The organism is Brevundimonas sp. Soil_N_31 (assembly GCF_057655995.1).
In genome coordinates, this window is record NZ_JBDGLE010000001.1 from 387,146 (window position 1) to 406,777 (window position 19,632).

Annotated in this window: 18 protein-coding genes; 11 read left to right on the top strand and 7 right to left on the bottom strand. The window is 67.1% G+C overall.

Going from position 1 to position 19,632, the window contains the following annotated elements; translation table 11 throughout:
* Window positions 1-31 precede the first annotated feature (31 nt).
* Together AC3A3G_RS01885 and AC3A3G_RS01890 are read left to right on the top strand one after the other, a co-directional pair.
* Complete coding sequence (locus AC3A3G_RS01885) at window positions 32-526, top strand: pentapeptide repeat-containing protein (RefSeq protein WP_087140316.1); 495 nt, start codon at window positions 32-34, stop codon at window positions 524-526.
* Between the two features lie 65 nt (window positions 527-591).
* Window positions 592-1,491: a pentapeptide repeat-containing protein gene (locus tag AC3A3G_RS01890; RefSeq protein WP_368923873.1), complete on the top strand. Its 900-nt coding sequence runs from the start codon at window positions 592-594 to the stop codon at window positions 1,489-1,491.
* A gap of 64 nt (window positions 1,492-1,555) precedes the next feature.
* Here the strand turns inward: AC3A3G_RS01890 and aspS are convergent, their stop codons facing one another.
* Window positions 1,556-3,598 (bottom strand): aspartate--tRNA ligase, encoded by a 2,043-nt coding sequence (aspS, locus tag AC3A3G_RS01895; RefSeq protein WP_487487414.1) that lies wholly within the window; start codon window positions 3,596-3,598, stop codon window positions 1,556-1,558.
* A 196-nt stretch (window positions 3,599-3,794) separates the two neighbouring features.
* Here aspS and AC3A3G_RS01900 point away from each other — a divergent pair, with 196 nt between their 5' ends.
* From AC3A3G_RS01900 to AC3A3G_RS01915, 4 genes are all read left to right on the top strand, one after another.
* Complete coding sequence (locus AC3A3G_RS01900; RefSeq protein ID WP_087140319.1) at window positions 3,795-4,457, top strand: P-loop NTPase family protein; 663 nt, start codon at window positions 3,795-3,797, stop codon at window positions 4,455-4,457.
* Window positions 4,458-4,670: 213 nt separating this feature from the next.
* The gene (locus tag AC3A3G_RS01905) at window positions 4,671-6,902 is read left to right on the top strand and encodes an RNA degradosome polyphosphate kinase (RefSeq protein WP_487487415.1); all 2,232 of its coding nucleotides are present in this window, start codon (window positions 4,671-4,673) and stop codon (window positions 6,900-6,902) included.
* Window positions 6,902-8,392: a Ppx/GppA phosphatase family protein gene (locus tag AC3A3G_RS01910; protein WP_487487416.1), complete on the top strand. Its 1,491-nt coding sequence runs from the start codon at window positions 6,902-6,904 to the stop codon at window positions 8,390-8,392. Before AC3A3G_RS01905 ends, AC3A3G_RS01910 begins: the two co-directional genes overlap by 1 nt.
* Window positions 8,393-8,404: 12 nt before the next feature.
* Complete coding sequence (locus AC3A3G_RS01915; protein ID WP_487487417.1) at window positions 8,405-8,770, top strand: VOC family protein; 366 nt, start codon at window positions 8,405-8,407, stop codon at window positions 8,768-8,770.
* Window positions 8,771-8,776: 6 nt separating this feature from the next.
* Here the strand turns inward: AC3A3G_RS01915 and rnd are convergent, their stop codons facing one another.
* Window positions 8,777-9,931 carry a ribonuclease D gene (gene rnd / locus AC3A3G_RS01920; protein WP_125899783.1) on the bottom strand — a complete coding sequence of 385 codons (1,155 nt, stop codon included), beginning with the start codon at window positions 9,929-9,931 and terminating at the stop codon, window positions 8,777-8,779.
* Window positions 9,932-10,012: 81 nt separating this feature from the next.
* Here rnd and purM point away from each other — a divergent pair, with 81 nt between their 5' ends.
* A complete protein-coding gene (gene purM / locus AC3A3G_RS01925; RefSeq protein ID WP_200166848.1) occupies window positions 10,013-11,050 on the top strand; it encodes a phosphoribosylformylglycinamidine cyclo-ligase in 1,038 nt (345 codons plus the stop codon).
* 184 nt (window positions 11,051-11,234) lie between these two features.
* On the opposite strand, the gene AC3A3G_RS01930 is transcribed toward purM, so the two are convergent.
* Complete coding sequence (locus AC3A3G_RS01930) at window positions 11,235-12,827, bottom strand: S10 family peptidase (protein WP_200215872.1); 1,593 nt, start codon at window positions 12,825-12,827, stop codon at window positions 11,235-11,237.
* A gap of 204 nt (window positions 12,828-13,031) precedes the next feature.
* Between AC3A3G_RS01930 and purN the strand changes: the two genes are divergently transcribed.
* Together purN and AC3A3G_RS01940 are read left to right on the top strand one after the other, a co-directional pair.
* Window positions 13,032-13,616, top strand: a complete 585-nt coding sequence (gene purN, locus AC3A3G_RS01935; RefSeq protein WP_200166844.1) for a phosphoribosylglycinamide formyltransferase — start codon at window positions 13,032-13,034, stop codon at window positions 13,614-13,616.
* Between the two features lie 115 nt (window positions 13,617-13,731).
* A complete protein-coding gene (locus AC3A3G_RS01940; RefSeq protein WP_200215870.1) occupies window positions 13,732-15,789 on the top strand; it encodes a M13 family metallopeptidase in 2,058 nt (685 codons plus the stop codon).
* Between the two features lie 83 nt (window positions 15,790-15,872).
* On the opposite strand, the gene AC3A3G_RS01945 is transcribed toward AC3A3G_RS01940, so the two are convergent.
* Both AC3A3G_RS01945 and ndk read right to left on the bottom strand, forming a co-directional pair.
* Window positions 15,873-16,085, bottom strand: a complete 213-nt coding sequence (locus AC3A3G_RS01945) for a YMGG-like glycine zipper-containing protein (RefSeq protein WP_487487418.1) — start codon at window positions 16,083-16,085, stop codon at window positions 15,873-15,875.
* Between the two features lie 125 nt (window positions 16,086-16,210).
* On the bottom strand, window positions 16,211-16,630 hold the full coding sequence (ndk, locus tag AC3A3G_RS01950) for a nucleoside-diphosphate kinase (RefSeq protein WP_087139197.1): 420 nt from the start codon (window positions 16,628-16,630) through the stop codon (window positions 16,211-16,213).
* A gap of 103 nt (window positions 16,631-16,733) precedes the next feature.
* Between ndk and AC3A3G_RS01955 the strand changes: the two genes are divergently transcribed.
* Both AC3A3G_RS01955 and AC3A3G_RS01960 read left to right on the top strand, forming a co-directional pair.
* The gene (locus tag AC3A3G_RS01955) at window positions 16,734-18,614 is read left to right on the top strand and encodes an ABC-F family ATP-binding cassette domain-containing protein (RefSeq protein ID WP_487487419.1); all 1,881 of its coding nucleotides are present in this window, start codon (window positions 16,734-16,736) and stop codon (window positions 18,612-18,614) included.
* The gene (locus AC3A3G_RS01960; protein ID WP_003165418.1) at window positions 18,614-18,856 is read left to right on the top strand and encodes a DUF2164 family protein; all 243 of its coding nucleotides are present in this window, start codon (window positions 18,614-18,616) and stop codon (window positions 18,854-18,856) included. The genes AC3A3G_RS01955 and AC3A3G_RS01960 overlap by 1 nt, the downstream gene beginning before the upstream one ends.
* Before the next feature lie 125 nt (window positions 18,857-18,981).
* On the opposite strand, the gene AC3A3G_RS01965 is transcribed toward AC3A3G_RS01960, so the two are convergent.
* Window positions 18,982-19,284: a hemolysin gene (locus tag AC3A3G_RS01965; protein ID WP_125899777.1), complete on the bottom strand. Its 303-nt coding sequence runs from the start codon at window positions 19,282-19,284 to the stop codon at window positions 18,982-18,984.
* A 17-nt stretch (window positions 19,285-19,301) separates the two neighbouring features.
* The gene (locus AC3A3G_RS01970; protein ID WP_289647657.1) at window positions 19,302-19,631 is read right to left on the bottom strand and encodes a hypothetical protein; all 330 of its coding nucleotides are present in this window, start codon (window positions 19,629-19,631) and stop codon (window positions 19,302-19,304) included.
* Between the last annotated feature and the right edge of the window lies 1 nt (window position 19,632).

Sequence of the window (19,632 nt, forward strand, 5' to 3'; positions counted from 1 at the left end):
CTGCGAAGCGGCAAAGCCTGGAGCCATCCGCATGATCCGTCCCGCAATCGCCCTTCTCGCCGCCGTCGGCCTGACGCTGACGGCCCTGCCCGCCTCGGCGCAGAACGCCTCTCAGATCAGCCAGGTGCGCCGCGGCGCCTCCTGCCCCGGCTGCAACCTGTTCCAGGGCGACTTCTCGGGCCTGGAGCGCACGGGTCTGAACCTGGCGGGCGCCCGCGTCCGTCAGGCGGACATCAGCCTGTCGGTGATGAACCGCACCAACTTCAGCCGCGCCGACCTGCGCGACGTCGAGGCCTACGGCGCCGTCCTGTCCAGCTCGAACTTCACCGGGGCGGACCTGACCAACGCCAGCTTCGTCGGAACCTATCTGGAAGGCGCCGCCTTCGCCGGGGCCAAGCTGAACGGGACCAATCTATCGGGCGCCGAGATGTCGCGCGCGCGCGGCCTGACCCAATCGCAGCTCAATCAGGCCTGCGGCGACCAGAACACGGTTCTGCCTTCGGGACTACGCATTCCCGCCTGTTGAGCGTCGCCTTCGTTACCGCGATTTAAGTAGGGTTTTTACGGACTAAGGCGCATTCAAGAGGGGTGATGAAACGCTCGATTTCACCCCTGCGCCGTCTGGCCCTCGCCGCCTCAGCCCTTGTGGGATTGACGACGACCGCCCCCGCCTTGGCCGGCGCTGTGGACATGACCTCGTCCCAGGATCGCGACGTCGCCCGCATGGTGTCCTTGGGCGGCAGCTGCGTCCGTTGCGAACTGTCGGGCCGCGACCTGTCCGGCGCCACCCTGACCGGCGCCAACTTCGCCAACGCCACCCTGGTCGGAGCCAATCTGCGCGGCGCCGAACTGGTCGGTTCGAACTTCGTCGGCGCCGACTTCAGCCGGGCCGACATGCGCGGCATCGAAATGGTCGGCTCGACCTTCACCACCGCCAATATGACCGGCGCCCAACTGATGGGCGCAGAAGCGACCGGCGCCGTCCTGATCCGGGCCAATCTGACCGGCGCCAATCTGACCGGCGCCGAGCTTCAGGGCGTCAACATGAACAGCGCCGTCCTGGTCCGCGCCCGCCTGAACGATGCGGAGATCTTCGGCGCCACCCTGGCCAATGTGAACGCCAGCGGCGCAGACTTCACCGGCGCCGACATCAAGGCGTCCAACCTGTCGGGCGGAAACTTCGACAACGCCACCTTCCGCGACGCCGACCTGGACAGCGCACGCCTGTCCGGCGGCAGCTTCAATCGCACCGATTTCCGCGACGCCTCCCTGCGCCGCACCGACATTCGCGGCCTGGATCTCTCCCGCGCGCGCGGCTTGACGGCCGATCAGGTCGAAGAGGCCTGCGGCGACGCCTCGACCCGCCTTCCGGGCGGCCTGACGGCCCGAAACTGCCGCGGCGGCGTCCGCGTCATCCGCACGCCGCCCGCGCCGCCTGTTCCGCCTATTCCTCCGCGCCAGCGCAACCTGGTCATCACCTCGGGCAACTGAGGACCGGACACAAAAAAGGGAGGGGTCGCCCCCTCCCTTTTCCAATTCAGCGCTGTCGCCGCGATCAGATCTTGATCGGCAGCTGGGTGCGGATCGACAGCTCCTTCAGCTGACGCTCCTCGACCTCGGCCGGGGCGCTCATCAGCAGATCCTGGCCCTGCTGGTTCAGCGGGAAGGCGATGACCTCGCGGATGGCCTGCTCGCCGGCCAGCAGCATGACGATGCGGTCGATGCCCGGCGCCAGGCCGCCGTGCGGCGGCGCGCCGAAGCGGAAGGCGTTCAGCATGCCGCCGAACTGCTCCTCGACCACCGAGGCGTCGTAGCCCGCGATCTCGAAGGCCTTCAGCATGATCTCGGCCTTGTGGTTCCGGATCGCGCCCGAGCACAGCTCATAGCCGTTGCAGACGATGTCGTACTGGTAGGCGCGGATGGTCAGCGGATCCTGCGTCTCCAGCGCCTCCATGCCGCCCTGAGGCATCGAGAAGGGGTTGTGGCTGAAGTCGACCTTCTTCTCTTCTTCCGACCATTCGAACATCGGGAAGTCGACGATCCAGCAGAACTTGAACTGGTCCTCGTCGACCAGCTTCAGCTCCGTGCCGACGCGGGTGCGGGCCAGACCGGCGAACTTGGCGAAGACGCCCGGCTGACCGGCGACGAAGAAGGCCGCATCGCCAATGCCAAGACCCAATTGCTTTCTTAGCGCCTCAGTTCGCTCCGGGCCCAAGTTCTTCGCAATTGGACCAGCGTCCTCGAAATACTTGCTCCGCAGAATCTCCGCGATATCGCCGTTGCCCTCCAAAATGAGGTGCTCAAGCATCTTCGTGATGATCTTTCCATCCAGCTCCGCAACATACTTGACGCTGGAGATAACCGCCCCACCAGATTCAGCCACAATAGCGCGGCCATCATCCGTTTCAGCAAAGGCAGCTAGTCTTTCCATCAGGTCCGCTTGCGGCTGAACATCGGGTTTCCCACGCCAGAACATGTAACCTAGGCCGGGCTGACCTTCACTCTGCGCCCAGCTGTTCATACGATCACAGAACGCCCGGTTGCCGCCGGTAGGTGCCGGAATGGCCCAAATTGCGTTCTTCTCGTCGGCACCCAGAATCTTGGCGAACAGGCCGAAACCGCCGTCGCGGAAGTGGTCCGACACATCCTGCATCTTGATCGGGTTGCGCAGGTCCGGCTTGTCCGAGCCGTACCACTTCATCGACTGCTCGAACGTCAGACGCTCGAAGCCCTTGTGCTCCATCGTCTGGCCGAAGTCGTTGGTGAAGGTATGCGTCCCGTCGATCGGCGACACCGGCTTGCCCTCGCCGAATTCAGTGAACAGGCCGTGCATCAGCGGCTCGATCGCCTGGAAGACGTCTTCCTGCGTGACGAAGCTCATTTCCACGTCGAGCTGGTAGAATTCCAGCGAGCGGTCAGCGCGCAGGTCTTCATCGCGGAAGCAGGGCGCGATCTGGAAATAGCGGTCGAAGCCCGACACCATCAGCAGTTGCTTGAACTGCTGCGGGGCCTGCGGCAGGGCGTAGAACTTGCCGGGGTGCATCCGGCTGGGCACCAGGAAGTCGCGCGCGCCTTCCGGCGACGAGGCCGTCAGGATCGGGGTCTGGTACTCGAGGAAACCCTGGGCGCACATGCGGTTGCGGATCGACTGGATCACGCGCGAACGCAGGACGATGTTTCGGTGCAGCGTCTCGCGACGCAGGTCCAGGAAGCGGTTCTTGAGGCGAATCTCTTCGGGGTATTCCGGCTCGCCGAAGACCGGCAGCGGCAGTTCGGCGGCTTCCGACAGCACTTCCACCGACTGAACGCGCACCTCGACCTCGCCGGTCGGCAGGTTGGCGTTGACGGTCGAGCCTTCGCGCAGGACCACTTCGCCGTCGATCTTGATGACGCTTTCGGCGCGCAGGCGCTCGACGACGTCAAAGCCCGGCGTCTCGGGGTGCAGAACCAGCTGGGTCAGGCCGTAGTGGTCGCGCAGGTCGATGAACAGCAGGCCGCCGTGGTCGCGCTTGCGGTGAATCCAGCCCGACAGACGAACATTCGCGCCCGCATCCGTCGAACGGAGGGCGCCGCAGGTATGGGAGCGATAGGCGTGCATATCGGATTTTCGTCTGAAAACGGCTGTCGAACAGCGTGAATTAGGAGCGGGGAAAGGCCCATCATCGCCCCCGAAAGTCAAGGCTGGCGGCTGAATCGCCCACGACGCGCCATCCACAGCGGCGGACAGGTTGTCCCCGTGATCCCGCCCTATCAACAGAGACGCCCACGGCTCGGCCCGGCTAGGGTCTGTCCTCATGAACGCCTCGGCCGCCGAAATCCGTCAACTGCGCCTGCCGCTGCAGCAGGAGACGCCGCAGCGCGCCTCCGACCTGGCGATCTCGGAAGCGAACGCCGCGGGCGTGGCCGCCCTGACCACCTGGCCGGAAGCGCCGGGCGCCATCCTGGCCCTCTTCGGCCCGGCCGGTTGCGGCAAGAGCCATCTGGCCGCTGCCTGGGTCGAACGCACCGGCGCCATCGCCCTGCACGGCGCCGAGGCCGCCCTGGTCGACCCGCTGGAGCTTGAGGGCCGCCCCGTCCTGCTGGACCGCGCCCAGGACGCCGACGACGAGAGCCTGTTCCACCTCATCAACCTGACCCAGTCGGGCGGCGGCGCCCTGCTGCTGGTGTCGCGCGATCCGCCCGCATCGTGGGCCACGGACCTGCCCGACCTGCGCTCGCGCCTGAACGCCATCCGCACCGTGGGGATAGAGGCGCCCGACGACGTGGTCTTCGCCGCCATGCTGCGCCGCGCCTTCGCCAGCCGGAACATCACCCCGGCCGATGAACTGATCGACTATCTGGTCCGCCGCATCGACCGCTCGGCCGACGCCGCCGAGGCCGTGGTCGACCGCCTGGACGCCCTGCACCGCCCGGTGACGCGCGTGCTGGCCCGTCAGGTGCTGGACGGGGAACCCTGACCACCCGCTCATCCCGGCGGACGCCGGGATCCAGTGCTTTGGCGGCATGCGCAGGCCCGGATCATGAGGCTGCTTCAAAATCGGGAGCCTGTGGCTCTTACTGGATCCCGGCGTCCGCCGGGATGAGCGGAATTATACATGGCGCTCCAAAGTCCCGCCCGCCGCGGCACAATCGCGGTTGCAGCCGTCACAGGCGCGAGCGACAACGGAATCATGACTGATCTCGCGCCTATCGCCGTCGACACCACCGGCGAGGAAGTCCCTTCCTCGCGCGCCCCGCAGCTGGAGCTGTCCGAGGCGCTGATGGCCTCGCCCGAGCGGTTCATCAACCGCGAGCTGTCCTGGCTGGCCTTCAACGGCCGGGTGCTGGAAGAGGCGGCGAACGAGGGCCACCCCCTGCTGGAGCGGGTGCGCTTCCTGTCCATCTCGGCCAACAACCTGGACGAGTTCTTCATGACCCGCGTCGCCGGTCTGAAAGGACAAGTGCGCGAGCGCGTCCGCGTGGTCTCGCCCGACGGCCTGACCCCCGCCGAACAGGTGGAGCAGGTCAATGCGGCGGCAGGCGGCCTGATGGCCGAACAGCAGCGTCAGTGGCGCGTCCTGCGCAAGGAGATGGCCGCCGCGGGCATCGAGATCGTCGAGCGCAGCCGTATCACCAAGACCGAGCGCGAGCGGCTGGAGCCGGAGTTCCTGAACCAGTTGTTCGCCGTCCTGACGCCGATGGCCATCGACCCGGCGCATCCCTTCCCCTTCCTGCCCAACCTCGGCTTCTCGCTGGCGCTGAAGCTGCGGCGCAACAGCGACAACCGCGTCCTCTATGCTCTGGTGCCGGTGCCGACGCAGGTGCGGCGCTTCTGGGCGCTGGCGACAGACGGGCGTTCGACGCCGGGGCGCACGCGCTATGTCTCGCTGGAAAACCTGCTGCTGCTGTTCATCGACCACATGTTTCCAGGCTGCGAGATCCTGGAAAAGGGTCTGTTCCGCCTGATCCGCGATTCCGACATCGAGATCGAGGAAGAGGCCGAAGACCTGGTCATGGAGTTCGAGGAAGCGCTGAAGCAGCGCCGCATGGGCTCGGTCGTCCGCATCAAGATCCAGGCGGACATGCCGGACGACCTGCGCGACTTCATCATCGCCCAGCTTCACGCCCAGCCGCAGGACGTGGTTCTGGTCGACGGCATGCTGGGTCTGGCGCAGTTGTCCGAACTGATCCCCGGCGGCCACCCCGACCTGAAGTTCAAGGGCTATGAGCCCCGCTACCCCGAGCGGGTGCGCGACAATGGCGGCGACATCTTCGCGGCGGTGCGCGAAAAGGACATGCTGATCCACCACCCGTTCGAGAGCTTCGACGTGGTGGTCCAGTTCCTGCGTCAGGCGGCGCGCGACCCGCACGTCATCGCCATCAAGCAGACGCTCTATCGCACCTCCAAGGACAGCCCCATCGTCGCCGCCCTGATCGAGGCGGCCGAGAACGGCAAGAACGTCACCGCCCTGGTCGAGCTGAAGGCCCGCTTCGACGAAGAGGCCAACCTGCGCTGGGCGCGTCAGATGGAGCGGGCGGGCGTCCACGTCGTCTTCGGCTTCGTCGAGTACAAGACCCACGCCAAGATGAGCGTCGTCGTGCGGCGCGAGGGCGACAGCCTTCGCACCTACTGCCACTTTGGCACCGGCAACTATCACCCGGTCACGGCCAAGATCTACACGGACCTGAGTCTGTTCACCTGCGACCAGGCGCTGGGCCGCGACGCGACGCGGGTGTTCAACTACATCACCGGCTACGCCGAGCCGGACGAGCTGGAAGCCCTGGTCGTCTCGCCGCTGAACATGAAGACCAGCCTGATCGAGATGATCGGCAAGGAGATGGCCGCCGCCGCCAAGGGCAAGCCCGCCGCCATCTGGGCCAAGATGAACGCCCTGGTAGACCCGGAGATCATCGACGCCCTGTATCGCGCCAGCCAGCAGGGCGTGCGCATCGAACTGGTCATCCGAGGCATCTGCTGCCTGCGCCCCGGCGTGACCGGCCTGTCGGAGAACATCCGGGTCAAGTCGATCGTCGGCCGCTTCCTGGAGCACAGCCGTATCGTCGCCTTCGCCAACGGCCACGACCTGCCCAGCAACCGGGCGCGGGTCTACATCTCCTCGGCCGACTGGATGCCGCGCAACCTGGACCGCCGGGTCGAGGTGATGACGCCGATCCTGAACGCCACCGTCCACGATCAGGTGCTGGATCAGATCATGGTCGCCAATCTGAAGGACGACGCCCAGAGCTGGGTTCTGGCCTCGGACGGCTCGTATCGGCGGGTGATCCCCAGCGGGTCGGAGCGGCCCTTCTCGGCGCACAAATACTTCATGACCAACCCCAGCCTGTCCGGGCGCGGCCGCAAGGTGAAGACCCTGCCCGGCGCCCTGTCCTATCCAGGCCTCAAGCCGCGGAAGCGCCGCTGATGAGCCCCGAGAACGAACACGAGTCGAAACAGATCGCCGTCATCGACATCGGCTCCAACTCGGTGCGCCTGGTGCTGTACCGGCTGGAAGGCCGGGCGGTCTGGACCATGTTCAACGAAAAGGTGCTGGCTGGTCTGGGGCGTGACCTGGCCGCCACCCGACGCCTGTCCGAGCCGGGCGTGGTCATGGCCATGACGGCGCTGCGCCGCTTCGCCGCCGTGATCGAAGGCGTCCAGCCGGATCAGGTGCTGGTCGCCGCCACCGCCGCCGTGCGCGAGGCCGAGGACGGCCCCCTGTTCTGCGAGCGCGTGGCCGCCGAGACGGGGCTGCGCATCCGCGTCCTGAGCGGCGAGGAAGAGGCGAAATATTCGGCGCTGGGCGTGCTGGCGGGCGATCCCGGCGCACGCGGCGTGGCCGCCGACATGGGCGGCGCCAGTCTGGAGCTGACGCGCATCGGCGACGGTCCGCGGGGCAAGGGCGTGACCCTGCCCCTGGGCCCCTTCGCCCTGCTGGACGCCAAGGGCTTCGACGCCGATCGCCTGCGCGGCCGCATCGCCAGACGGCTGGAGCCGATCCAGGACGACTATGCGACCTCGACGCTCTACGCCGTCGGCGGCGCATGGCGGAGCCTGGCCCAGATGCATATGGCGATGGTCGAGCACCCGATCCGCATCGTCCACCAGTATGTCCTGAACGCCGCCGACGCCCGCGACATGGCCCGGCTGGTCGCGCGTCAGTCCCGCGCCTCGCTGGAGAAGCTGCCCGGCCTGTCCAAGCGCCGCGCCGAGACCCTGCCCTACGCCGCCCTGGTGCTGGAGGGGCTGATCGACCGGCTGGGGCTGAGTTCGATCATCTTCTCGGCCTGGGGCGTGCGCGAGGGGCTGCTGTATGACGGCATGGAGCACGCCATGCGGGCCGTCGATCCCCTGCTGGCCGGATGTTCGGCCTGGGGCGGCCGCCAGGGCGTGGACCCCGCCCTGCCCCGCGCCCTGGACGGCTGGCTTCAGTCGGTCGCCTCGGCCCTGCCTGAAGTGTTCGGCGAGGAACGCGACGCCCTGCTGACGTCCTCGGTGTGCCGTCTGGCCGACCTGGGCGCGCGCCTGCACCCGGACCACCGCACCAACCTGGTGTTCGATCAGGTGCTGTGGTCGCCCATTCCGGGCCAGACCCACGCCGAGCGCGCCTTCATGGCTGTGGCGATGAACGCCCGCTATGGCGGCGAGGCGCGCACGCCCGCGCCGGACACGGTCAACCGCCTGCTGTCGGAAAAGGGCCAGAAGCGCGCCCGCGCCCTGGGGCTGGCCATGCGGCTGGCCTGCGACCTGTCGGGCCGTTCGCCGCAGCTTCTCGCCAACGCCACGGCCACGGTCGAGAAAGGCGCCCTGCGCGTCACGGCCGCCAACGGCTACGCCGACATGCTGCTGGGCGAACAGACGAAACGCCGGGCCAAGGCCCTGGCCGAAGCGATGGATCTGGCGTTGAAAATCTAAGGAGCGACCCTCATGCCCGTGACCGGAATCGGCGGCTTCTTCTTCCGCTCGAAAGACCCCGAGGGTCTGGCCAAATGGTATCTGGACCACCTGGGCGTCGGGGCGCCGGAGGGCGTTTACATCTGGAACCAGGAAGCGGGGCCGACGGTCTTCTCGCCGTTCAAGGAGGACAGCGACTATTTCGCCTCCGACCATCGCTGGATGCTGAACCTGCGCGTCACCGATCTGGACGACATGGTTGCGGCTTTCCAGACGGCGGGCATTGAGGTGCGCGCCGACCCGGACTGGAACGTGCCAGAGATCGGCCGCTTCGTGCGTATCCACGACCCCGAGGGCAACCCCATCGAGTTGTGGGAGCCGGCGTCGCCGCCGGCGTGACGTCCCTCAGCCCTCGATCTCGACCACTTCGACGCGGGCGCCGTTCAGCACCAAGGCGATCTCGCCCTTCTTGAGCTTCAGCGCGTCCTCGCCGAACAGCTGGCGGCGCCAGCCCTTCATGGCCTCGACGTCGGCGTTGTCGTTCAGCGCGATCTTCTCCAGATCAGAGACGGTGGCGATCAGCTTGGCCGCCACGCCCGCGTTGTCGCTCTTGGCCTTCAGCAGCACCTTCAGCAGCTCCACCACCGAAGGCGGCGCGGGCTGGTTGTTGGCCGGACGCTCCAGCTTGGGCGCATGGGCTTCCGGGTCGGCTAGGACGCGCTTCAGCTCCGCCGCCAGCTCCAGCCCCAGACGCGACCCGCCGAAGCCCTTGGGCACCGAGCGCAGGCGGTTGAAGGCGTCCGGGTCGGTCGGCGCCTGGACGGCGATCTCATCGATGGCCTCGTCCTTCAGGATGCGGCCGCGCGGCTGGTCGCGCTCCTGGGCCGCGCGCTCGCGCCAGACGGCGACAGCGACGAAGGCGGCCAGATATTTGGCGTTGAACTTCTTCGGCTTCAGCCGCTTCCAGGCATTCTCGGGCGAGGTGTCGTAGAGCGCCGGATCCGTAACCGCGCTCATTTCGGACATGACCCAGTCGAGACGGCCTTCCTTCTGCAGCCGATCGCGCAGCTTGGGATAGAGGGCCGACAAATGCGTTACGTCGCCCAGGGCATAGGTCAGCTGCGCATCCGACAGCGGGCGACGCGCCCAGTCGGTGAAGCGGCTGCCCTTGTCCAGTTCCTGACGCAACATCTGGCGGACCAGGGCCTCATAGCTGACCTGATCGCCGAAGCCGGCGGCCATGGCGGCGACCTGGGTGTCGAACAGCGGGCGCGGCATGGCGCCCAGCTTGTTGAAGATCTCCACATCCTGTCGGGCGGCGTGGAAGACCTTCAGAATCGATTCGTCCCGCAGGATGTCGAGGAAGGGCGTCATATCCAGCCCCTCCGCCATCGGATCGATGATGGCGGCGTCCGTAGGCGAAGCCGCAGCCTGAATCAGGCAGAGCTTGGGCCAGTAAGTCGTTTCCCGCATAAATTCCGTATCAACGGTGATGTACGGGGCCTTGGCCAAACGATCGCAGAAGGCGATCAGCGCGTCATTGGTGGTGATTGGCGTCATTCCGATGCTATAGCCCCGCGCGACGCCGTCGTGGCAAGAGCGCCGCGACATATTTTCGCCCCCGATTTCGAGCCGTGACCGATGAGCGACACCCCTGAGGCCCTGAAAAACGGTCTGACCTACGCCGACGCAGGCGTGGACATCGACGCCGGAGAGCAGCTGGTCGACGCGATCAAGCCCCTGGCCAAGTCCACGCGCCGCCCCGGCGCAGAGGCCTCGCTGGGCGGTTTCGGCGCCCTGTTCGACCTGAAGGCCGCCGGTTTTGAAGACCCGCTGATCGTCACCACCACGGACGGCGTCGGCACCAAGCTGAAGATCGCCATCGAGACCGGCCGCCATGACGGCGTGGGCGTCGATCTGGTCGCCATGTGCGTCAACGACCTGCTGGCCCAGGGCGCCGAGCCGCTGATGTTCCTGGACTACTACGCCACGGGCAAGCTGGACGTGGACGCCGCGCGCCGCGTCGTGGCCGGCATCGCCGAGGGCTGCCGCCAGTCGGGCAGCGCCCTGGTCGGCGGCGAGACGGCCGAAATGCCGGGCATGTATTCGGGCGGCGACTATGACCTGGCCGGCTTCTCCGTCGGCGCCGTCGAGCGCGGCAAGGTGCTGCCCTATCTGGACCAGCAGAAGCCGGGCGACGTCATCATCGGCCTGGCCTCCTCGGGTCCGCACTCGAACGGCTATTCCCTGATCCGCAAGGTGGTCGAGAAGTCCGGCCTGGCCTGGGGCGACGACGCCCCCTTCGCCAAGGACTGCACCCTGGCCCAGGCCCTGATGGAGCCGACCCGCATCTATGTGAAGCCGGTCTTGCCGCTGATGAAGGCGGACCTGATCAAGGGCGCGGCCCACATCACGGGCGGCGGCCTGATCGAAAACCCGCCGCGCTGCATCGCCGAAGGCCTTGAGGCCAGCTTCGACTGGGACTCCTGGCCGATGCCCGCGGTCTTCCAGTGGCTGGGCGAGACGGGCGGCATTTCGGACCACGAGATGCGCCGCACCTTCAACTGCGGCGTGGGCTTCATCCTGATCGTCGCGCCGGAGAACGTCGAGCCGGTGCTGGCCGCCCTGCTGAACGCGGGCGAGACGGCGTTTGTCTGCGGACAACTGCAGGCGGCGTAAGGCGGCGCCGCTTCGGATAAGACAAAGGCCCCGGTCAGCGACTGGGGCCTTTTTTTTTCTGCGCCCGCATTTCTCTACCGCTCACCCCGGCGGACGCCGGGGCCCAGTGAGAACCTCAAGCGCCGAGCCTAAGGCCAAAGGACTGGATCCCGGCGTCCGCCGGGATGAGCGGAGAGAGGCGTCCTTAGCGCAGGCCGCCGTTCTGCGTCTCGTCGTAGAACTTGGCCATGTCGGTGTAGAGCTGCTCCAGCGCCGGGCGGGCCGTGTACATCATGTGGCCGCCTTCATAGTAGGTGAACTCCAGGTTCCCGCGCAGGTGCGGCTCCAGCATCATCTGGGCCAGGTCGTACTCCGTGCTGAAGAAGGGCGTGGCGGCGTCGTAGTAGCCGTTCAACGCCAACACCTTCAGGTGCGGATTGCGGCGGATGGTCGTGGCCAGGTCGACCGCCGTGTTCGGCGTCGTCTGCGGGCCGCCGACCGGCGGGCGGTGGCTCCAGTCCCAGTCAAAGCCCGGCAGGCCGCGCGCCGACTGGCGATAGTCCATGTCGGTGCGGTAGTTCAGCGTCGTGGCCACATAGTCGCGGAAGATGCTGAAATAGGCGCCGGTGATGGCGCTGCTGGAGGGGTCTTCTTCGGGCGAGCCGCCGACCGCATTGGCGTCGATGCCCAGGTAGCGGGTGTCCAGACGGCCGACCGTCTGGCGACGATCGCGCAGCAGCTCCTTGCGGAAGGGGCTCAGCTCAAGGCGCAGATTGGCCTGATCCAGAACCTCCGGCGAAATGCCGATCAGGGCGCTCATCTGCTGGGCGATCTGGGCGCGCTCGGCGTCCGAGATCAGATGCCCCTTCGACAGGGCGGCCGAGTACGGGCCGATGGCGAATTCACGGGCGCGCTGGACGTGTTCCTCCAGGCTGGGCTTGTTCGGGATCTTGTTGTGATACCAGGCCGTCGCCGCATAGGTCGGCAGCAGGGTCACGAAGTTCTGCGGATAGCCCGGCTGGCGCACGCCGTAGTTCATGATCGACGACAGCAGCACCACGCCGTTCAGCGACATGCCGCGGCTTTCCAGCTGATGCACCAGGGCGCCCGCGCGCAAGGTGCCGTAGCTTTCGCCCAGCACGTATTTCGGGCTGGACCAGCGGTCGAACTTGGTCGTGTAGCGCATGATGGCGCGGGCGAAGGTGTCCGCGTCCTGATCCACGCCCCAGAAGGCCGAACCCGGCGTCTCGCCCAGCGGGCGCGAATAGCCGGCGCCGACCATGTCGATGAAGACCAGGTCGGTCTTGTCCAGCAGGGTCATGTCGTTGGGCGCCAGGTTGAACGGCCCCGGACGCTCGACCACCGGAGCGTCGGTCTGGACCCGCATCGGGCCGAAGGCGCCCATGTGCAGCCACACCGTCGGCGAACCCGGCCCGCCGTTGAACATATAGGTGATCGGGCGACGACCGACCGGCTGGCCATCCAGCGTATAGGCCACATAGAAGAGGCTGGCTGTCGGCATGCCCGCGTCGTTGCGGACTGTCAGCGTCCCCGCCGTGGCCTTGTAGCGCATGGCGCGGCCGTGGGCGGCGATCGAGTGGCTGGTCGTCACCGCCTGCTCATCGGCGCTGGCGCGGGCCCAGTTCTTCTCGATCTGTTCGGCGTTGGCGTTGCGCAAACGTTCGGCCGCCGAGCGGATCGGACCCGAACCGCCGCTGGACGCGGCTTCCTGAGCCATGGAAACGGCCGGCGCGGCCAACAGGGCCGCAGCGCAGGCGGCGGTCAACAGACGACGCATATAAGATACTCCCCCCTTAGGATGCCGGACTCTCCGGCGGATCGACGCTAGCGCCGCCGTTTCCGAAGAAGCAACGGAGTTTGCGCCGGTTCATCGACGATGGTTCGGCGGCGACACGCCCTCCCCTTCGCCTTGCAGTCCCTCTTGCTAAGTCGCCGTCGGGGCCGCATGGCAGTCGCGCCTTTTTCAATGCGTGAGCCGCCCATGTCCGTCGCCAAAACCCGCGTCGCCGTCCTGATCTCGGGAACCGGCTCGAACATGGCCAGCCTGATCGCAGCGGGTCAGGCGGCGGACGCGCCCTATGAAGTCGTGGTCGTCGTCTCCAACATCGCGGGCGCGGGCGGCCTGACCAAGGCCGAGGCGGCGGGCGTCGAGGCGTTGACCGTCGAGCACAAGCCCTTCGGCAAGGACCGCGAGGCGCATGAACGCGCCATCGACGCCCTGTTGACCGAGCGCGGCGTCCAGGTGGTGGCCCTGGCCGGATACATGCGCCTGCTGACCCCGTGGCTGGTCGGGAAATGGGCGGATCGGATGCTGAACATCCACCCGTCGCTATTGCCGCTCTATCCCGGCCTGAACACCCACGCCCGCGCCATCGAGGCCGGAGACCTTGAGGCGGGCTGCACCGTCCACATCGTCACCGAGGGCGTCGATGAAGGCCCGATCCTGGGCCAGGCGCGCGTGCCGATCCAGCCCGGCGACACGCCCGACATCCTGGCCGAACGGGTCAAAGCGGCGGAGCACGGCCTTTATCCCCAGGCGCTCGCCGATTTCATCCGCCGCGCCTGATCCTTAACGATTTTTAATGCGACAGCCGGTCGCAGCCCGCGCAGGTTGCCCGCAAGCACGGATGCGCCGTCCCGATGGCGCAATCGCGCACGTCTGCACCACTGGGAAAGACCCGATGATGAAAACTCGCCTGATGGGCGCCGCCGCCATGGCCCTCGCCCTCGCCTTCACGGCTCAACCGACCTTGGCCCAACACGCCCACGCCTCGGCGACCGCCTCGACCACGCCCGAGATCAAGCCCTGGGGCTTCGACCTGGACGGCCGCGACCTGACGGTGAAGCCGGGCGACGACTTCAACGCCTACGCCAACGGCGTCTATCTGCGCGATACCGAGATTCCGGCCGACAAGGCCCGCTTCGGCCCGTTCGACGTCCTGTATGAGAACTCGCAGGCCCAGCTTCGCGCCATCATCGAGGCCAGCGCCGCCAACCCGGTCAACGACAACGCCCGCAAGGTCGGCGCCCTGTACGCCAGCTTCATGGACGAGGCCCGCGTGAACCAGCTGGGCGCCCAGCCCCTGGCCGCAGACCTGGCCGCCATCCGCGCCGTGTCGAACCACAGCGACATGGCCCGCCTGATGGGCGCCAGCCACGAAGGCTTCGGCGGCTCCCTGTTCGGAGTGGCCGTGTTCGAGGACTTGCAAGACCCCAACGTCAACTCGGCCTATCTGGGCCAGGGCGGCCTGGGCCTGCCGGACCGCGACTATTATCTGAAGCCGGACTTCGCCACCCAGCGCGAAGCCTATGTCGTCTATGTCACGCGCGCCCTGACCGCCGCCGGCTGGAGCAACCCGGCCCAGGCCGCCGCCGACATCCTGGCCTTCGAGACCAGGGTGGCCGAGAAGCACTGGACCACGGTCGAGCGTCGCCAGATCGACAAGATCTACAACCCGACCCCGGCCGCGCAGCTGTCGACCTTCGCGCCGGGCTTCGACTGGGCCGCCTTCCTGCAGGCCTCCAAGGTCGAAAGCGTGCCGACCCTGGTGCTGATGGAAAACACCGCCATCCCCGGCATCGCCCAGGTGTTCGCCGACACCCCGATCGAGACGCTGAAGGCCTGGCAGGCCTTCCAGACCGTCGATCAGGCCAGCCCCTATCTGTCCGACGCCTTCGTCGACTCGCGCTTCGAGTTCCGCGGCAAGACCCTGCGCGGCCAGCCCGAGAACCGTCCGCGCTGGAACCGCGGCGTCGCCCTGGTCGACGGCCAGCTGGGCGAGGTTCTGGGCCAGGAATACGTCCGCCTGCACTTCCCGGCTTCGTCCAAGACGCAGATGGAGCAGTTGGTCGCCAATCTCAGCGCCGCCATGACCGAGCGCCTGAAGGCTCTCGACTGGATGAGCGACGCCACCCGCGAGCAGGCCATCCTGAAGATGTCCAAGTTCGGCGTGAAGATCGGCTATCCCGAGAAATGGCGCAGCTATGACGGGCTGGAGCTGACGGCGGGCGACCTCTACGGCAACGTCGAGCGCGCCTCCGCCTTCGACTGGGCCTGGAACCGCAGCAAGATCGGCCAGCCGGTCGATCCGCTGGAATGGGGCATGACGCCCCAGACGGTGAACGCCTACTACAACCCGCCGCGCAACGAGATCGTCTTCCCGGCCGCCATCCTGCAGGCGCCCTTCTTCGACCCGAACGCCGATCCGGCGGTCAACTACGGCGGCATCGGCGCCGTGATCGGCCACGAGATCACCCACGGCTTCGACGACCAGGGCCGCAAGACCGACGCCAACGGCGTGCTGCGCGACTGGTGGACGCCCGAGGACGCCGCCCGTTTCGAGGAACGCGCCAAGACGCTGGGCGCCATCTACGCCGCCGAAGAGCCAGTCCCCGGCACCCACATCAACGGCGAGTTGACGATGGGCGAAAACATCGCCGATCTGGGCGGCCTGCTGATGGCGCTGGACGCCTATAAGCGCAGCCTGAACGGCCAGCCGGCCCCGGTCATCGACGGTCTGACCGGCGAACAGCGCGTCTTCCTGGGCTGGGCCCAGGTGTGGCGCGAGAAGTCGCGTGAAGAGGCTCTGAAAGAGCAGCTGACCACCGACCCGCATTCGCCCGGCATGGCGCGCGCCGCCACCCCGCCGCGCAACATCGACGCATGGTACGCCGCCTTCGGCGTCACCCCGGATCAGGCGGAGTACATCGCCCCCGAAAAGCGCGCCCGCATCTGGTAAGCGGCGCGTCCGGCGACGGACAAATGGAAAGGGCGTCGGCTTCGCGGCCGACGCCCTTTTTGTTTCCCCTTGCGGAGAAAGCCTTACTCGTGCGGCTTCTTCGGCGTGGTGGCGGCGCCTGCGACGGCGCCGATGACGCCGCCGGCGACCGTCGCACCGGTGTTGCCGCCGATCGCCTGACCGGCGACCGCGCCGCCCAGGGCGCCCGTGGCGGCGCGTTGTTCCGTCGTGGTGCCGCAGGCGGCCAGCAAGGCCGTCAGGCCGATTATCGGGGCAAGCTTCAGCATCGTCTTCATGGCGGTCATCCTTGTTCTTCTTCGAGAGACAGCGTGACCATGAAAACGAAACGGCCCGCCCCCGGTTCCGGGAGCGGGCCGCTTTATCGCTGTGTCAGACCTCACAGAGAGGCCTGTCTCAACCCTTAGCCGACGATGTCGGCGTCCGTGAAGAACTGGGCGATCTCGATGCCGGCGTTCTCCAGCGAGTCCGAACCGTGGACCGAGTTCTCGCCGATCGACAGGGCGAACAGCTTGCGGATGGTGCCTTCAGCGGCGTCGTTCGGGTTGGTGGCGCCCATGACTTCGCGGTACTTGGCGACGGCGCCTTCGGCTTCCAGCACCTGGACGACGACCGGCTCGGCGATCATCTGCGAGACCAGTTCGCCGTAGAAGGGACGCTCGGCGTGCACTTCGTAGAATTTCTTGGCTTGGGCTTCGGTCAGCTTGACGCGGCGTTGAGCCACGATACGCAGGCCAGCGCCTTCGATCACGGCGTTGATGGCGCCCGTCAGGTTACGGCGGGTGGCGTCCGGCTTGATGATCGAGAACGTACGTTCGGTCATGGGAGTGACTTCTTGTTTGGGAGTTTGAGGGTCGGCGGCTTATAGCGAGCGCCGCACATCTTTCCAATATCCCCGCGCGTAAGCCTTTTTCTTTCCGGTTCCCATGCTGCAGATCAAAAACCTGACCTACAACGCCTGGGGCCGCGAGTTCCTGGACGACGCCTCCGTCAGCCTGCCGCCGGGCGCCAAGGTCGGCCTGGTCGGCCGCAACGGCATCGGCAAGTCGACCCTGTTCAAGCTGATCCTGGGCGAACTGGCCGCCAACGGCGACGAAATCTCCCTGCCCAAGACAGCCCGCATCGGCTCGGTCGATCAGGAACACCCGGCCACGCCCGTCAGCGTTCTGGACACCATTCTGGAAGCCGACGTCGAGCGCCACGACCTGCTGACCCGACTGGAAACCGCCGAGCCGGAGGAAATGGGCGAGATCTGGGGCCGCCTGATCGAGATCGACGCCGACAGCGCCCCTGCGCGTGCGTCCGAAGTCCTGGCGGGTCTGGGTTTCAGTCACGACGACATCCTGCGCCCGATGGCCGAGTTCTCGGGCGGCTGGCGGATGCGCGTCGCCCTGGCCGCCGCCCTGTTCGCCGAGCCGGACATGCTGCTGCTGGACGAACCGACCAACTACCTCGATCTGGAAGGCGCCCTGTGGCTGGAGCAGCGGCTCAAACGCTATCCGCACACGGCCCTGATCATCAGCCACGACCGCGAACTGCTGAACGGCGTCTGCACCCACATCCTGCAACTGTCGAACCGCAAGCTGGACCTCTACACCGGCAACTACGACACCTTCGAAAAGACGCGGGCCGAAAAACTGCGCCTGATGGCGTCGACCCAGGCCAAGCAAGACGCCGAGCGCGCCCACCTGCAGAAGTTCATCGACCGCTTCAAGGCCAAGGCGTCGAAGGCGACGCAGGCCCAGTCGCGCGTCAAGCGGCTGGAGAAGATGCAGCGCATCGAACTGCCGCCCGAAGAGCGCGTCGCCCCCTTCACCCTGCCTTCGCCCGAACGCCCCCTGCCCCCGCCGCTGATCCGGCTGGAGAAGGCCAACGTCGGCTATGAACCGGGCAAGCCGATCCTGAAGAACCTGAACCTGCGGATGGATCTGGACGACCGCATCGGTCTGCTGGGCGTCAACGGGGCGGGCAAGTCGACCTTCGCCAAGCTGATCGCCAAGGCCCTGACGGTCGAGACGGGCGAGTTCCATCGCGACGGCAAGATGCGCGTGGGCTGGTTCCACCAGCACCAGATCGAGGCGATGGACCCGACCGATACGCCGCTGGAGATCATACGCCGCGCCATGCCGGATGCCTCGGAAAGCAGCCGTCGCAGCCGCCTGGCCCAGTTCGGCCTGCCGTTCGAGAAGCAGGAGACCACCGTGGCGTCCCTGTCGGGCGGCGAGCGGGCGCGCCTGCTACTGAATCTGGTGGCGATGGATGCGCCGCACATCCTGATCCTGGACGAACCGACCAACCACCTGGACATCGACAGCCGCCGCGCCCTGCTGGACGCGCTGAACGAATATACGGGCGCGGTCATCCTGATCACCCACGACCGCTCGCTGATGGAGCTGGTGGCCGACCGCCTGTGGCTGGCCGCCGACGGGTCGGTGAAGCCGTTCGACGGCGACATGGACGACTATCAGAAGTTCGTCCTGGACCGCGCCAAGCAGGCGGGGATGAAGCCCAGCCAGGTCAAGCATGAGGAAGCTGTGGCCGAGGCTCCCGCGCCCACGCCCAAGGCTGAGAAGAAGAAGGGCCCCTCGCCCTCGACCCTGCGCCATGCGGTGAAGAAGGCGGAAGAGAAGATGGCCCAACTTACCGCCGATCTGGCGCGTCTGGATGACGATCTGGCCAACGCCGCCGTCAATGATCCGAAGAAGCTGGAAGGCCTGACCCGCGCCCGCGCCAAGGCCCAGGCCGATCTGGATCAGGCCGAGATCGACTGGATCGCCGCCGAAGAAGCCCTGGCCGAGGTGTCCTGATGAGCAAGACCCCGCCCCTGCTGACCAAGGACGAGATGCAGGAGGCGTCCGCCCGTCTGCGCGCCTACCTGCGCGACGAGATGGAGGTGGAGGTCGGCCAGTTGCCCGCCGAGATGCTGGTGGAGTTCATCGGCCGCGACATCGGCCGCCTGTTCTACAACCGCGGCCTGCGCGACGCGGAGACCGTGGTGCGCCAGAAGGTAGAGGACGTCGCCGACGCCCTCTACGGCCTGGAGCGATAAGCCCCAGCCCCTGCTTTCCGCTCACCCCGGCGGACGCCGGGGCCCAGTGAGAACTTCATCCGCCGCGTTTGCAGCCAAAGCACTGGATCCCGGCCTCCGCCGGGATGAGCGGATATTGGTTGAACTCAGCCGCAGCTGACGCGCGTCACGACGTTGGTCTTGTCGTCGTAGGTGAAGGTCACGCGGTTCTCGCGATAGTCCATGGTCGCCGCGCAGCTGCTGCACAGAACGCGGAAGATGCGGCCTTCCGGCGCGGTCGGAATGGTCGAGCGATTGCGGCCCACATACTCCTGATAGTCGCTGGCCTTGCAGGCGACGGGGGTCGCCTCGCCGCCCGGCGTCGGCGTCGCGCCGCCGCCCTGGGTCGGGGCGCAGGCGGCCAGGGCGAGGAAACTCACAGCGGCGCTCAGGGTCAGAATCGTCTTCATGGCGGCGTCCTTTTCGATCAGCCGCAGCGAACCTGCTCGACCAGGCCCGTCTGCTGATTATATAAAATATTCAAGCGGTAAGGCGAATAGTCTTCGGTTACGGGACAGGTCGTGCAAGCGACGCGACGGTTCACCACATCCACCGGAACGGGAATCTGGCTGCGCGGTTTCCCGACCAGCCACTGAAGCTCGCCGGCCTTGCACATATCGCCGTCGATGGTGCGAACGCCCGGTTCGGAAAGATAGGGCCGCTCGGTCGAGGAGACCGGCGTCCGGACGGGCGCGGTCGGCTGGCCGGCGGGCCGGGCGGGCGGCGAAGCGCAGGCCGACAGGGCGACCAGGCCCACG